This is a genomic window from Falsiroseomonas sp. (assembly GCF_051860665.1).
In the GTDB taxonomy this organism is placed as follows: Bacteria; Pseudomonadota; Alphaproteobacteria; order Acetobacterales; family Acetobacteraceae; genus Falsiroseomonas.
Map to the genome: position 1 here is coordinate 169,722 of NZ_JBHYDM010000001.1, position 13,813 is coordinate 183,534.

Sequence of the window (13,813 nt, forward strand, 5' to 3'; positions counted from 1 at the left end):
ATTCGCCAAGTCCCGCGCCACCGCGCCTATTCATCCCAGGGAGCCGGCCGGCAGGGCCGCCTCCTCCGCCTCGCCGCGGCGCTGCGCCGCCAGCGCCTGCTTCAACCGGATGAGCCGCTGCTGCACCCGGGCCTGCGCCACCGGATCGCTCGCCTGGACCCAATCCCGTTGCGCGATGGCAATATCCTCCAGCAGCGCCGCCTCGCCCCGCAGCAGGCCATAGAAGTGCCACCAGCCATCCAGCACATCCTTCGGCTGGGCCTCCGCGCTCGCCGCCTCCGGCAGGCCCGGATCCCGCAAAAGGCCGCTCGCCAGCTCCGCCAAGCCTCTGCCGGCGAGTTGGTCCATCAGGCGGGTTGAGTCAAGTTCGTGGCCACCCTCCAGCCAGGCGAGCATCTCCGCCCGGCATTCGGCCAGGCGCGCATCCTCCGGATGGATGGCGGCAAAGCATTCCTCCACCTCCGCCAGCAGCCAGGGATGCCGCAGGGTGATGGCCAGCAGCGCCGCCGCCTGGGCGCCGCGGGTGCGCTCGGGCGTGATGGCCGGCCGGCTGCGCGGCGAGGCCGGCGGCTTGCGGCCCGGCGGCCCGCCGCGCCCGCCGGGGGCGGCGCGGGTGGCGGCGAAGAAGCGGTCCAGCAGGGCGCGGCGATACTCCGCCGCCAGCGACTTGTCCGGGATGGCATTCGCCACCTCCGCCAGCCGGTTGCGCAGCCCGGCGCGCTGCTCCGGCGTGCTGGCAGGGCGGCCTTCCGTGATCAGCGCATAGAGCGCCTCCGACAGCGGCCGGGCGCCGTCCAGCACCGCGGTGAAGCCGGCGGGGCCGCGGCGGGTGACCAGCGTATCCGGATCCTCCCCCTGCGGCAGGGTGGCCAGCTTCAGGCTGCGCTCCGTGGTCAGCAGCGGCAGCGCCGCCTCCGCCGCCCTTGCTGCGGCACGGCCGCCGGCGGCGTCGCCGTCGAAGCAGAGCACCGGCTCCGGCGTCAGGCGCCACAGCTCTTCCATCTGCTCCGGCGTCAGCGCGGTGCCGAGTGGTGCCACGGCGCCGGCGAAGCCGGCCTGGTGCAGGGCGATGACATCCATATAGCCCTCCACCACCACCACCGGCGCGCCGCGGAAGGCGCCTTCGCGGGCCAGGTCCAGGCCGTAGAGATTGCGGCGCTTGGAGAACAGGCTCGTCTCCGGCCCGTTCACGTATTTCGGCTGGCCATCCCCCAGGATGCGTCCGCCGAAGGAGATGGTGCGCCCCCGCCGGTCGCGGATCGGGAAGATCACACGGTTGAAGTAGAGGTCGGAGAAGCCTTCCCCATCCTCCCGCTCCCGCATCAGCCCGGCCTCCGCGAGCTGGGCCGGCGTGATGCCCTCCGCCTTCAGCTCGGCGGCGAGCACGCCGCGGCCACTGCCGGACCAGCCCAGGCCGAAGGCCTGGATGGTCTCCTCCGTCAGTCCCCGGCGCCGCAGATAGGCTAAGGCGGCCTCGCCTTCCGGCAGGCGCAGGCGGCGCCGGAAGGCGGCCTCGGCGGCCTCCAGCACGCCATAGAGGTCGCGCGCCCGACGTTCCCGGGCCGCGGCCTCGGGCGTGGCCTGGGGGATCCGCATGCCCGCCTCGGCGGCCAGGCGCTCCACCGCCTCCGGGAAGGCCTGGCCCTCCGCGCGCATGACGAAGCTGATGGCATCGCCATGCGCGCCGCAGCCGAAGCAGTGGAAATGGTCGTCATAGACGTAGAAGGAGGGCGTCTTCTCCCCATGGAAGGGGCAGCAGCCCTTCCAGTTCCGGCCGGATTTGGTCAGCCGCGTCTTCCGCTGGATCAGCGGCGCCAGCGGAGTCCGCGCGCGGAGCTCCTCGAGGAAGTTCGGAGGGAGGGCCATGGAGGCGGCCTCTTAGCACCGATGGGAGGGGGCAAGGGAACGGCTGGCGTAGCGAATTCTTCAGGCTTTCGGGGCATGCATGGCGGCAGTGACGACGCCCTCCCCCACCCCCCCGCCCTCCCGCCGTCTGCGCGGCGAAGAACCCAGCTGGCGCGATGCGCTGGCGATCGAATACCGCCCGCTGAAGCCGAACGAGCTGGCCGAGACGCTGGCGGCGCACCAGCTGCACCTGAAGGGCGCCAAGGGCGGGCGCCGGGCCTCCTTCAAGTTCACCGACCTGGGCCATACAAGCCTGCGCGGTGCGCAGCTGGCTGGCGCGGACCTGACCGGCGCGCGGCTGGAAGGCGCCGACCTGGCGGAGGCCGATCTGCGCGATGCCTGCCTCTTCGGCGCCAATCTCCGCCGCGCCGATCTGAGCCGGGCGCAGTTGCAGCAGGTGGACCTGCGCGGCGCCTCGCTGCGCGGTGCGATGCTGATGCGCGCCAACCTGACCGGCGCCGACCTGCGCGACGGCCACCTGGTGCGCGCCAAGAACGGGGAGCTGGTGCCCGCCGGCGCGACGGAGGGCAATGGCGACCTGGCCGAGGCCAGCGCCGCCAATGCCAACCTGACCCGCGCCAAGCTCTCCAATGCCTTCATCGTGCAGACCGACCTGCGCGATTCCAACCTGCGCCAGGCGGTCTTCGTCCGGGCCGATCTCAGCTGCGCCGATCTCAGCGGCTGCAACCTGGAAGGCGCCGACCTGTCCGAGGCGAACCTGACCGGCGCGGTGCTGGAGGGCGCGATCCTGACCCACGCCGTGCTGCGCTCCACCAATCTGCGCGGCGCCAATCTGCTGGGCGCGCTGCTGGATGGGGTGGACCTCAGCAGCGCGAAGCTGGAGGGCGCGGAGATGACGCGCCGGCTGGAGAACCTGGAAGGCGCCGTGGGCGCGGCCCTGCGCCTGCACCAGGACTGGATCCGCAGCAATGGGCGGGAGGGGGAGCGCGCGGATCTCTCGGCCTGCGACCTCAGCGGCCTGAACCTGGCGGGCGTGAACCTGGCTGCGGCGGTGCTGAAGCATGCGGTGATGCGCGGCTGCGACCTGACCGGCACGGTGCTGGCCATGGCGGATCTTGCCATGGCGGATCTGCGCGGGGCCAAGCTTTCGGGCGCCGTGCTGCGCGGCGCCAGCCTGGTGCGCGCCTCGCTGAACGAGGCCGATCTCAGCCGGGTGGAGGCGGGGCCGATGCTGCTGAAAAGCGGCCAGAGCTGGCCCAGCAATTTCAGCACGGCGCGGATGGTGCGGGCGAAGCTGGTGGGCGCCAACCTGTCCGAGGCCCGGATGTCGGATGCCGACCTGACCCAGGCCGATCTGCGCGAGGCCGGGCTGTGCGGGGCGGATCTGACCGATGCCACCATGACCATGGCCGATCTGCGCCAGGCCGATCTGCGTGGCGCCCGGCTGGTGGGGGCGGAGGGGCTGATCCTGCCGGGGCGGGAGGAGATGGTGCGCCCGGAATGATGGCTTGCCACGCCGCCGGCGATCCACGATCCTCGACCCCGCCGGAATATTGAATTCAGACAAAGGTTGCGCATGGCCAGCCCGGACTCGTGCCGTCGCGAATGGTCGCTCGGCCTGAGCCTGGTCGCCGATACGCTCATGCTGCTGGCCTATTCCGTGGTGGCCTTCGGCGCCGCCTCCCTGCCGATGCTGGCCGAGACGCTGCGCGCCGGCATCCAGCTGACGCTCGGCTGGGGCATTTTGGCGATGATGCGCCGGGTGCATCGCGGGCATCTGCAGGCCTATGACTATGGTAGCGGCAAGCTGGAGCGCTTCGCCAATTTCCTGATGGGCCTGCTGCTGCTGCTGGGCGCGGCCTGGGTGGTGACGCGCACCCTCGGCGCCTGGATGGCCGGCCCGGCGCCGGCGGGCAGCGGATCCTGGCTGATGGCGGCCATCGTGCTGGCGGCGCTGAATGTGGGGGTGAATGCCGCCGCCTTCCTCGGCATGTGGCGTGCGGCGCGGGACGGCACCTCGCTGCTGCTGACCGGCCAGGTGCAGGCGCGGCTGGGCAAGCTCGCCACCTCCGCGCTGGTGCTGGCGGCGGTCGCGGTCAGCGCGACCTGGCCGGGCACGCGGGCGGCCTGGATCGCCAATATCGCCGGCGGACTGCTGGTGGTGGCGGTGATGGCCGGCATCGGCTTCAGCATGCTGCGGCAGGCGCTGCCGGACCTGCTGGACCGCGCATTGGAGGAGCGGCTGCAGGCGGCGATCAACCGCAGCCTCGGCCACCACTTCCACCGCTACGAGACGCTGGAGCGGGTGCGGTCCCGGCAATCCGGCGGCCGCGCCCATATCGAGATCGCGCTCGGCTTCGCCCCCGCCCGGCCCTTCGGGGAGGTGGCGGCGGTGGCGCAGGAAATGACCCGGGAGCTGGAGGCGCTGATCCCGGGTGCCGAGGTGGTGGTGGTGCCGGTGGCGGCGGCTTAGCATTTTCAAGTCAGGCGGCTTCGCCTGACGACTCGGAAAATGCGCCCAAAAACGGATAGCATTTTCAAGTCAGGCGGCTTCGCCTGACGGTTCGGAAAATGCGCCCGGAAACGGTTAGCCGCCCAGCGCCGCCTTCACCAGCGGGCCGGCCTTGGCCATGTCGAGGCTGGCGGCGTGTTTCGCCCGCAGCACGGCCATCACCTTGCCCATGTCCTTCACGCTGGCGGCGCCGGATTCAGCCACCGCCGCGGTGACGGCGGCCTGCATCGCGGCCTCGTCCATCTGCTGCGGCAGGAAGGATTCGATGATGGCGATCTCCGCCTCCTCCTTCTCCGCCAGCTCCGGCCGGTTGCCCTGGCGGTACATGGTGGCGCTCTCGGTGCGGGACTTCACCATGCCGCGCAGCATGGAGATGATCTGGTCGTCCGGGATCTTGTCCACGCCGGAGGGGCGGGCGGCGATATCGGCGTCCTTCAGCTTGGCGGTGATCATCCGGATGCCGGAGGTCCGCGCGGCGTCCTTGGCCAGCATCGCGGTCTTCAGCTCGGCGGTGAAACGGGTGCGCAGGTCATCGGCCATGGGGGTTCTCCTTGTTCCGGGTCTATAGCACGCGCCGGCCGCCGGGAAAAATCTTCCCAGGCGCTCGCCAGCCTTGCTTTGGGAAGAAAATTCCCACATGGTCCTGCCATGCGCACTGTCGAAGATATCATCGCCCTGATGGGCGGACCGGATGCCGCCGCCCAGCGCCTCGGCGTCGGCACCGAGGCCCTGCGGAAATGGCGCCAGGCGCGCGCGGTGCCCGCGAAACACTGGTCCGCCATCCTGGCCGCCACCGGCCTCAGCCTGAACGACCTGCCGCAAGGGGATAGCACCCCGCGCCCCGCCCCGCATCCGGAGACCCGCCCCGTGAGCCAGACCGACAGCACGACCCCTTCCCCAGGCGAGTCGGCCATCCGCGCGCCTGCCGGCGCGACCGCCGCCCTGGTGCTGGCCGATGGCAGCGTCTTCTGGGGCCGCGGCTTCGGCGCCCAGGCCACGACGGTGGCGGAGATCTGCTTCAATACCTCCATGACCGGCTACCAGGAGGTGCTGACCGATCCCTCCTATGCCGGGCAGACCATCTGCTTCACCTTCCCGCATATCGGCAATGTCGGCGCCAATGCGGAGGATATCGAGGCGGTGACGCCGGCCGCGCGGGGGCTGATCGTCAAGCAGGACCTGACCGAGCCCGCCAATTACCGCGCCACGCGGCACCTGGATGACTGGCTGAAGTCGCATGGCGTGCCGGGGATCGCCGGCATCGACACCCGCGCGCTGACCATCCGCATCCGCGACGGCGGCGCGCCGAATGGGGTTCTGGCGCATCCGGCCGATGGCCGCTTCGACATTCCCGCCCTGGTGGCCCAGGCCAAGGCCTGGCCGGGGCTGGAGGGGATGGACCTGGCGAAGGAGGTCTCGACCCGCCAGACCTATGCCTGGGACGAGGCCGAATGGGCCTGGGGCCAGGGTTTCGGCACCCAGACCGCGCCGAAGGTGAAGGTCGTGGCGGTGGATTACGGCGCCAAGCGCAATATCCTGCGCTGCCTCGCCTCCGCCGGCTGCGCCGTGACCGTGGTGCCGGCCACCGCCACCGCCGAGGATATTCTTTCGCACAAGCCGGATGGCGTCTTTCTCTCCAATGGCCCGGGCGACCCCGCGGCGACGGGCGAGTACGCCGTGCCGGCGATCCGCGGCGTGCTGGAGACGGGCCTTCCCGTCTTCGGCATCTGCCTCGGCCACCAGCTGCTGGCGCTGGCCCTGGGCGCCAAGACCTACAAGCTGGATCGCGGCCATCGCGGCGCGAACCAGCCGGTGAAGGAACTCGCCACCGGCAAGGTGGAGATCACCTCGCAGAACCACGGTTTTGCGGTGGACGATGCCAGCCTGCCGGAAGGCGTGGTGGTGACCCATCGCAGCCTTTTCGACGGCAGCAACGAGGGCATCGCCAGCACCACGAAGCCGGCCTTCTCCGTGCAGTACCATCCGGAGGCCTCGCCGGGCCCGACCGACAGCCACCACCTGTTCCGCCGCTTCGTGGGGATGATGGAGGCGTCGCGGCCGTGACCCTGCGACCGCCGCGCGCGCTGTTCGGCAATGCCGGCTTCGTCGGCGTGGCGGGCTCCGAGCTCGTGCTGCTGGAAGCGGCGGAGGAGCTGATCGGCCGCGGCTGGCACTGCGACCTCGCCACCTGGTACGCCGCCGACCCGATGGCGGGGCTGGCGCGCCAGGCCGGGCTGCGGCTGCTGCCCAAGGTGTCCGAGGCGCGGCCCTTCACCTATGACCTCGTCTGGCTGCAAAGCCGGCAGGAGACGGTGCTGGACTATGCGCTGGACCCGGCGGAGGCGGAACGCACCCTCTTCGCCTTCGCGCATCTCGACCGCGACTGGGCGCTGGCCCAGCCGGGCGTGGTGGCGGAACGGGTGCTCGGGCAGGTCTTCATCGTCACGGTGGAGGCGGCGCGGGCGCGAATCGCCGCCGGTGGCCTGCCGCGGCACGCCATCCGCCTCTCGCACAACGCCGCCCCCGCCGCCTTCGAGATGCCGCCGCCGCCGCCGCGCGCGCAGCCCGGCACGCTGCTGCTGGTCTCCAACCACCTGCCGCCGGAGGTGGCCGAGGCCGCCCGGCTGCTGCGCGCGGAGGGGATGCAGGTGGTGCATTGGGGCCAGGAGGGGGAGGTGCGGGACCGCCGACTGATGCCCGCCGACCTCGCCGCCGCCGATGCGGTGGTCTCGATCGGCAAGACCATCCCCTATGCGCTGCGGGCCCGCCGCGCCGCCTATGTCTACGACCATTTCGGCGGCCCGGGCTGGCTGCGCGAGGCCAATTTCGCCGCCGTGGCGGAGCGCAACTTCAGCGGCCTCTGCTGCGAGCGGCGGCTCGATGGCGCCGCCATCGCGGCCGAGATCCTGCAGGGCTATGCCGGGGCGGCGCGGGATGCCGCCGCGCGCGATGCGGCGACCCTCGCCCCCTACCGGCTGGAGGGCTTCATGGACGAGGTGCTGGCCATGCTGCCCATGGCGCGCACGCCGGCGCAGCATCGCAAGGGGCTGGCCCGGCACCTGCTGGCGATCCGGTCCGAACGCCACCTGGCGCGCGGCGCCGGCACCTATTACGCGCGGGTGCTGGAGGGGCTGCAGCAGCAGAAGCTGGCGCGGGAGGGGGTGGCCTGATGCCCTCCGCCGACACCCTGCTGATCTTCGCCGCGCTGTCGCTCGGCCTCGCGGTCACGCCGGGGCCGAACATGCTCTACCTGATCTCGCGCTCGCTCGCGCAGGGCACCGGGGCGGGCATGGTCTCGCTGGTGGGCTGCCAGTTCGGCTCCTTCACCATCATGGTCTGCGCCGCGGCCGGCATCACCGCCGCGCTGCTGGCGGTGCCCTATGCCTGGGACGTTTTGCGGATCGGCGGCGCCATCTACCTGCTCTACCTGGCCTGGCAGAGCGTGCGGCCAGGCGGGCAGCCGATCTTCGCGGCGCGGCCCATGCCGCGCGAACCGCGGGCACGGCTGTTCTGGGTGGGCTTCGCCACCGCGGCGCTGAACCCGAAGGTGGCGCTGTTCTACATGGCGGTGCTGCCGCCCTTCCTGGATCCGGAGCGGGGCAACCTGTTCCTCCAGGCCGCGATCCTCGGCTTCGTGCAGATCGCCATCTGCACCGCCTGGGATGCGGTGCTGGTCTGGGGCGCGGCCGGCGCGGCGCGCTTCCTCGGCGCGAACCCCACCTGGATGGCGGTGCAGCGCTGGGTGCTCGGCGGCGCGCTGGCGCTGCTGGCGGTGAAGCTCGCGACGGAAAGCCGCGCCGCATGATACCCTTCGCCTTCGCGCTTTTCGCGCTCGCCTATTCGGGCCTGGTGCTCTTCACCGTCGCCTCGTCGCTGCGCCGGCTGGTCTCGCCGATGCGCGCGGCGCTGGGCGCCTTCGCCCTCTCCGTCCTCGTGCATGGCGCGACGACGCTGATGCTGGGCGAGGAAGCGCCGACCGCCCTGTACTTCTGGGGCGTCCCCCATCTGCTGATCCTGCCGCTGCTGCTGTTGAGCGCGCGGAAGCAAACCCCTTCGACCGGAGCCTGACATGCCGAAGCGCACCGATATCAAGTCCATCCTCATCATCGGCGCCGGCCCGATCGTCATCGGCCAAGCCTGTGAGTTCGACTATTCCGGCGCCCAGGCCTGCAAGGCCCTGCGATCCGAGGGCTATCGCGTCATCCTGGTGAACTCCAACCCGGCCACGATCATGACCGATCCGGGCCTTGCGGATGCCACCTATATCGAGCCGATCACGGTCGAGATGGTCGAGAAGATCATCGCCAAGGAGCGCCCCGATGCGCTGCTGCCGACCATGGGAGGCCAGACCGCGCTGAACACCGCGCTGAAGCTGGATGCCGCGGGTGTGCTGAAGAAGTACGGCTGCGAGCTGATCGGCGCCAAGGCGGAGGTCATCGACAAGGCCGAGGACCGGCTGAAGTTCCGCGACGCCATGTCCAAGATCGGCATCGAGAGCCCGAAATCCGCCATCGCCCATTCGATGGAGGAAGCCCGCAAGGGCCTGGAGGAAGTGGGCCTGCCCTGCGTCATCCGCCCGAGCTTCACCCTCGGCGGCACCGGCGGCGGCATTGCCTATAACCGCGAGGAATTCGAGCAGATCGTCGCCGCCGGCCTTTCAGCCTCGATGACCACCGAAGTTCTCGTCGAGGAAAGCGTGCTGGGCTGGAAGGAGTATGAGATGGAGGTCGTGCGCGACAGCGCCGACAACTGCATCATCATCTGCTCCATCGAGAACCTGGACCCGATGGGCGTGCATACCGGCGACAGCGTGACCATCGCCCCGGCGCTGACGCTGACCGACAAGGAATACCAGCGGATGCGCGATGCCAGCATCGCGTGTCTGCGCGAGATCGGCGTCGATACCGGCGGGTCCAACGTGCAGTTCGGCATCAACCCCGTCGATGGCCGCATGGTGGTCATCGAGATGAATCCGCGCGTCTCCCGCTCCTCCGCGCTGGCGTCGAAGGCCACCGGCTTCCCGATCGCCAAGATCGCCGCGAAGCTGGCCGTCGGCTACACGCTGGACGAGCTCAAGAACGACATCACCATGGTGACGCCGGCGAGCTTCGAGCCGACCATCGACTACGTCGTGGTGAAGATCCCGCGCTTCACCTTCGAAAAATTCCCGGGCACACCGGCGACGCTGACCACCAGCATGAAGTCGGTCGGCGAGACCATGGCCATCGGCCGCAGCTTCGCGGAGGCGCTGCAGAAGGGGCTGCGCGGGCTGGAGACGGGGCTTTCGGGCCTGGATGAGATCGCCCTGCCCGGCGATGGCAGCCACGCCGCCATCCGCACCGCGCTCGCCACGCCCACGCCGGACCGCTCCCTGGTGGTGGCGCAGGCGCTGCGCGCGGGCATGTCGGTGGCGGAGATCCACCAGGCCTGCCGCTTCGACCCCTGGTTCATCCGCGAGATTGCCCGGATCGTCGACGCCGAGACGAAGGTGAAGGCGGAGGGGCTGCCGAAGACGGCGGACGGGTTCCGGGCGCTGAAGGCGCTGGGCTTCTCCGACAAGCGGCTGGCGAAGCTCGCGGGGCTGACGGAGGCGCAGGTCTTCGCCGCGCGCGATGCGCTGGGGGTGCAGGCCGTCTTCAAGCGCATCGACACCTGTGCCGCCGAATTCGCCTCCGACACGCCCTATATGTATTCCACCCATGAGGGCGGCTTCGGCGCGCCGGCCTGCGAATCCCGCCCGACGAACCGCCAGAAGATCATCATCCTCGGCGGCGGGCCGAACCGGATCGGCCAGGGCATCGAATTCGACTACTGCTGCGTCCATGCCTGCTACGCGCTGCGCGATGCCGGCTACGAGACCATCATGGTCAACTGCAACCCCGAGACCGTCTCGACCGACTACGACACCTCCGACCGCCTGTATTTCGAGCCGCTGACAGCGGAGGACGTGATCGCCATCTGCCGCAAGGAGCAGGAGAGCGGGGAGCTGCTGGGCTGCATCGTGCAGTATGGCGGGCAGACGCCGCTGAAGCTGTCCCAGGCGCTGCACAAGGCGGGCATCCCGATCCTCGGCACCTCGGCCGAGGCCATCGACATCGCCGAGGATCGCGAGCGGTTCCAGCAATTGCTGAAGTCGCTCGGCCTGAAGCAGCCGCAGAACGGCATCGCGCGCGACCTGGACGAGGCCCTCGTCGAGGCCGAGCGCATCGGCTACCCGGTCGTGGTGCGCCCCTCCTATGTGCTGGGCGGCCGCGCGATGGAGATCGCCTATAACAAGGAGCAGCTGCGCCGCTTCGGCGCGGAGGCGGTCAAGGTTTCGGGCGAGAACCCGATCCTGATCGACCAGTACCTGGCCGATGCGATCGAGGTCGATGTGGACTGCATCGCCGACGAGACGGGTGACGTCTATGTCGCCGGGGTCATGGAGCATATCGAGGAAGCCGGCATCCATTCCGGCGACAGCGCCTGCTCCCTGCCCCCCTATTCCCTGCCCCCCGCCATCATCACGGAGCTGAAGGCGGAGACGGAAGCCATGGCCAAGGCCCTGAAGGTCAAGGGCCTGATGAATGTGCAATACGCGGTCAAGGACGGCGAGATCTTTGTCCTCGAGGTGAATCCCCGCGCCTCCCGCACCGTGCCCTTCGTCGCCAAGGCCACCGGCATCGCCGTGGCGAAGATCGGCGCGCGGGTCATGGCCGGCGCCCATCTGCGCGAATTCGGGCTGGACGATACCGCCGTCTCCCGCCACGTCGCGGTCAAGGAAGCCGTCTTCCCCTTCAACCGCTTCCCGAATGTGGACGTCATCCTCGGCCCGGAGATGAAATCGACCGGCGAGGTCATGGGCCTCGACCTCTCCTTCGAGAAAGCCTTCCTGAAGTCGCAGATGGGCGCGGGCGTGAAACTGCCCGAATCCGGCACGGCCTTCCTCTCGGTGAAGGACAGCGACAAGGCCGGCGCCGTCACCCTCGCCCGCCGGCTGATCGAGATGGGCTTCCGGGTGCTGGCCACCCGCGGCACCGCCGCCCGGCTGCGCGAAGTCGGGCTGGATTGCGCTGTGGTCAACAAGGTTGCCGAAGGGCGGCCGCATTGCGTGGACGCCATCAAGTCGGATGCCATCCAGCTGGTGATCAACACCGCCAGCGGCGGCCAGTCCGTCTCCGACAGCTTCGACATCCGCCGCAGCGCGCTGACGCACGGCGTCCCGCACTACACGACACTGGCCGGCGCCCGGGCCGCCGTTCACGCCATCGCGGCCTTGAAGGGCGGAACCCTTGATGTAACGCCCCTCCAGGCCTACTTTACGCGCTCATTCTGAGCGGGCGGGGAGGGGGCAGCACCCCCTCCCCGCCTCGCCTGTTTCAGCGCGCCCCGCGATCTGCTTGCATAGGCCCAGCCCCGTCCGGGGCCCTGGTCCAACGGCAAGGCCGGGCGCGAAGTGCCCGGAGGAAGGACGCGACGTGCAGAAGTTCCCCATGACCGCGGAAGGCCTGGCCCGACTGACGGAGGAGCTGCGTGAGCTCAAGGTCGAGGAACGCCCCGCCGTGATCCGCGCCATCGCGGAAGCCCGTGCGCATGGCGACCTCTCCGAAAACGCCGAATACCACGCCGCCCGCGAACGCCAGTCCTTCATCGAAGGCCGCATCGCGGAGCTCGAATCCGTCATCCCCTCTGTCGAGGTCATCGATTCCAGCAAGCTCTCCGGCGACAAGGTGCTGTTCGGCGCCCATGTCACCGTGGTGGATGAGGAGACGGAGCAGGAGAAGACCTACCGCATCGTCGGCCAATACGAAGCCGATATGAAGAACGGCTCCATCTCCAACTCCTCCCCCCTCGCCAAGGCGCTGATCGGCAAGAAGGTCGGCGACAGCGTCGAAGTGCCGGCCCCGGGCGGCGCCAAGGTCTATGAGATCGCCAGCGTCCGCTTCAGCTAAGGCCATGAGCCCCGTTACGAGCCTGCAGCCGGTCGAGGCCCCCTCGATCGGCCTCGCCGATATCCGCGCCGCCGCCGCCCGCATCCAGGGCGCGGTGCTGCGCACGCCCACCATCTTCTCCGACGCCCTCTCCCGCGCCACGGGCGCGCGCATCCACCTGAAGCTGGACAATCTGCAGGCCACCGGCGCCTTCAAGGAACGCGGCGCCGCCAACCGCATCGCACTGCTGACCGCCCGCGAACGCGCCGCCGGCGTCATCGCCATGTCCGCCGGCAACCACGCCCAGGCGGTCGCCCGCCACGCCTCGCTGGCCGGCATCCGCGCCACCATCGTCATGCCGCGCTTCACCCCCGCCACCAAGGTGACCCGCACCGAAGGCTGGGGCGCCCAGGTGGTGCTGCACGGCGAAACCCTGGCCGAAGCCGCCGCCCATGCCCACGAACTGGCGCTGAAGCACGGCCTGACCTTCGTCCACCCCTATGACGACCCCGCCGTGATCGCCGGCCAGGGCACCGCCGCCCTCGAAATGCTGGAAGACTTCCCGGAGATCGACACGCTGGTCGTGCCCGTCGGCGGCGGCGGACTCCTCACCGGCTGCGCCGCGGCCGCCCGCGAACTGAAACCCGGCATCACCGTGGTGGGCGTGGAAGTCGAAGGCTACCCGGCCATGCACCAGCGCCTGGCCGGCCTGCCCGTCTCCGTCGGCGGCCCCACCGTCGCCGAAGGCATCGCCGTGCGCGACGTCGGCGAAGTGCCCTTCGCCTGGCTGCAACGCCACAAGATCGAAGTCCTGCTCGCCCCCGAACGCAGCGTCGAACAGGCCATCGCCCTGCTGGCCGAAGGCGCCAAACTCGTCGCCGAAGGCGCCGGCGCCGCCGGTCTCGCCGCCGTGCTGGCCCACCCGGAACGCTTCGCCGGCCGCACCATCGGCATCCCCCTCTGCGGCGGCAATATCGACGCGCGCGCCCTGTCCAACGTCCTGCTCCGCCAACTCCTGCGCGACGGCCGAATCCTCCGCCTCCACTTCGACATCCCGGACCGCCCCGGCGTCCTGGCCGATATCGCCAGCCGCATCTCCTCCCTCGGCGGCAACGTCATCGAAGTGAACCACCAACAACTCTTCGGCGCCCCCACCGTCCAATCGACCGAACTCTACCTGATGGTCGAAGTCCGCGACGGCACCCAAGGCAACGCCATCATCGCCGCCCTGCAAGCCGCCGACTACGTGGTCCGGCGGGGCTGAGCCGGCCTTAGGTTACACCGCTGATTGCAGGGAGGGCGCTGCCCTCCCTGCACCCTCCCGCGAAGGGGCAGTGGCCCCTTCGAACCCATGGATGAGGGGTAGGCGAGAGGAGGGGCGCAGCGCGCCCGCCTCGCCCGAAACCCGCTCCGTGCCCCTCCTCTCGCCTACCCCTTAACGGGATCCCAAAGGGACCACTGTCCCTTTGGCGGGGGTGCAGGGGGCAGCGCCCCCTGCAAATCGCCCGCGCAGACCCATGGTCGC

General features: G+C 70.2%; 11 protein-coding genes. 9 read left to right on the forward strand and 2 right to left on the reverse strand.

Features of this window, described 5'->3' with window-relative positions; genetic code table 11:
- Positions 1-30: 30 nt before the first annotated feature.
- Positions 31-1,866: a DNA primase gene (gene dnaG, locus ACTIF1_RS00685; RefSeq protein ID WP_439594436.1), complete on the reverse strand. Its 1,836-nt coding sequence runs from the start codon at positions 1,864-1,866 to the stop codon at positions 31-33.
- A gap of 79 nt (positions 1,867-1,945) precedes the next feature.
- Here dnaG and ACTIF1_RS00690 point away from each other — a divergent pair, with 79 nt between their 5' ends.
- The gene (locus ACTIF1_RS00690; RefSeq protein ID WP_439594437.1) at positions 1,946-3,370 is read left to right on the forward strand and encodes a pentapeptide repeat-containing protein; all 1,425 of its coding nucleotides are present in this window, start codon (positions 1,946-1,948) and stop codon (positions 3,368-3,370) included.
- A 72-nt stretch (positions 3,371-3,442) separates the two neighbouring features.
- The gene (locus tag ACTIF1_RS00695) at positions 3,443-4,339 is read left to right on the forward strand and encodes a cation diffusion facilitator family transporter (protein ID WP_439594438.1); all 897 of its coding nucleotides are present in this window, start codon (positions 3,443-3,445) and stop codon (positions 4,337-4,339) included.
- 114 nt (positions 4,340-4,453) lie between these two features.
- Here the strand turns inward: ACTIF1_RS00695 and ACTIF1_RS00700 are convergent, their stop codons facing one another.
- Positions 4,454-4,918 carry a GatB/YqeY domain-containing protein gene (locus tag ACTIF1_RS00700; protein WP_439594439.1) on the reverse strand — a complete coding sequence of 155 codons (465 nt, stop codon included), beginning with the start codon at positions 4,916-4,918 and terminating at the stop codon, positions 4,454-4,456.
- 108 nt (positions 4,919-5,026) lie between these two features.
- Between ACTIF1_RS00700 and carA the strand changes: the two genes are divergently transcribed.
- The 7 genes from carA (at position 5,027) to ACTIF1_RS00735 (ending at position 13,552) form a co-directional block, all read left to right on the forward strand.
- The gene (gene carA, locus ACTIF1_RS00705; protein WP_439594440.1) at positions 5,027-6,442 is read left to right on the forward strand and encodes a glutamine-hydrolyzing carbamoyl-phosphate synthase small subunit; all 1,416 of its coding nucleotides are present in this window, start codon (positions 5,027-5,029) and stop codon (positions 6,440-6,442) included.
- Positions 6,439-7,548: a hypothetical protein gene (locus tag ACTIF1_RS00710; protein ID WP_439594441.1), complete on the forward strand. Its 1,110-nt coding sequence runs from the start codon at positions 6,439-6,441 to the stop codon at positions 7,546-7,548. The genes carA and ACTIF1_RS00710 overlap by 4 nt, the downstream gene beginning before the upstream one ends.
- Positions 7,548-8,183, forward strand: coding sequence for a LysE family translocator (locus tag ACTIF1_RS00715; protein WP_439594442.1), 636 nt, complete (start codon positions 7,548-7,550; stop codon positions 8,181-8,183). The genes ACTIF1_RS00710 and ACTIF1_RS00715 overlap by 1 nt, the downstream gene beginning before the upstream one ends.
- Positions 8,180-8,446, forward strand: a complete 267-nt coding sequence (locus ACTIF1_RS00720) for a hypothetical protein (RefSeq protein ID WP_439594443.1) — start codon at positions 8,180-8,182, stop codon at positions 8,444-8,446. The genes ACTIF1_RS00715 and ACTIF1_RS00720 overlap by 4 nt, the downstream gene beginning before the upstream one ends.
- A 1-nt stretch (position 8,447) precedes the next feature.
- Positions 8,448-11,693 carry a carbamoyl-phosphate synthase large subunit gene (carB, locus tag ACTIF1_RS00725; RefSeq protein WP_439594444.1) on the forward strand — a complete coding sequence of 1,082 codons (3,246 nt, stop codon included), beginning with the start codon at positions 8,448-8,450 and terminating at the stop codon, positions 11,691-11,693.
- A 142-nt stretch (positions 11,694-11,835) separates the two neighbouring features.
- The gene (gene greA, locus ACTIF1_RS00730; RefSeq protein WP_439594445.1) at positions 11,836-12,309 is read left to right on the forward strand and encodes a transcription elongation factor GreA; all 474 of its coding nucleotides are present in this window, start codon (positions 11,836-11,838) and stop codon (positions 12,307-12,309) included.
- A 4-nt stretch (positions 12,310-12,313) separates the two neighbouring features.
- Positions 12,314-13,552: a threonine ammonia-lyase gene (locus ACTIF1_RS00735; RefSeq protein WP_439594446.1), complete on the forward strand. Its 1,239-nt coding sequence runs from the start codon at positions 12,314-12,316 to the stop codon at positions 13,550-13,552.
- Positions 13,553-13,813 lie beyond the last annotated feature (261 nt).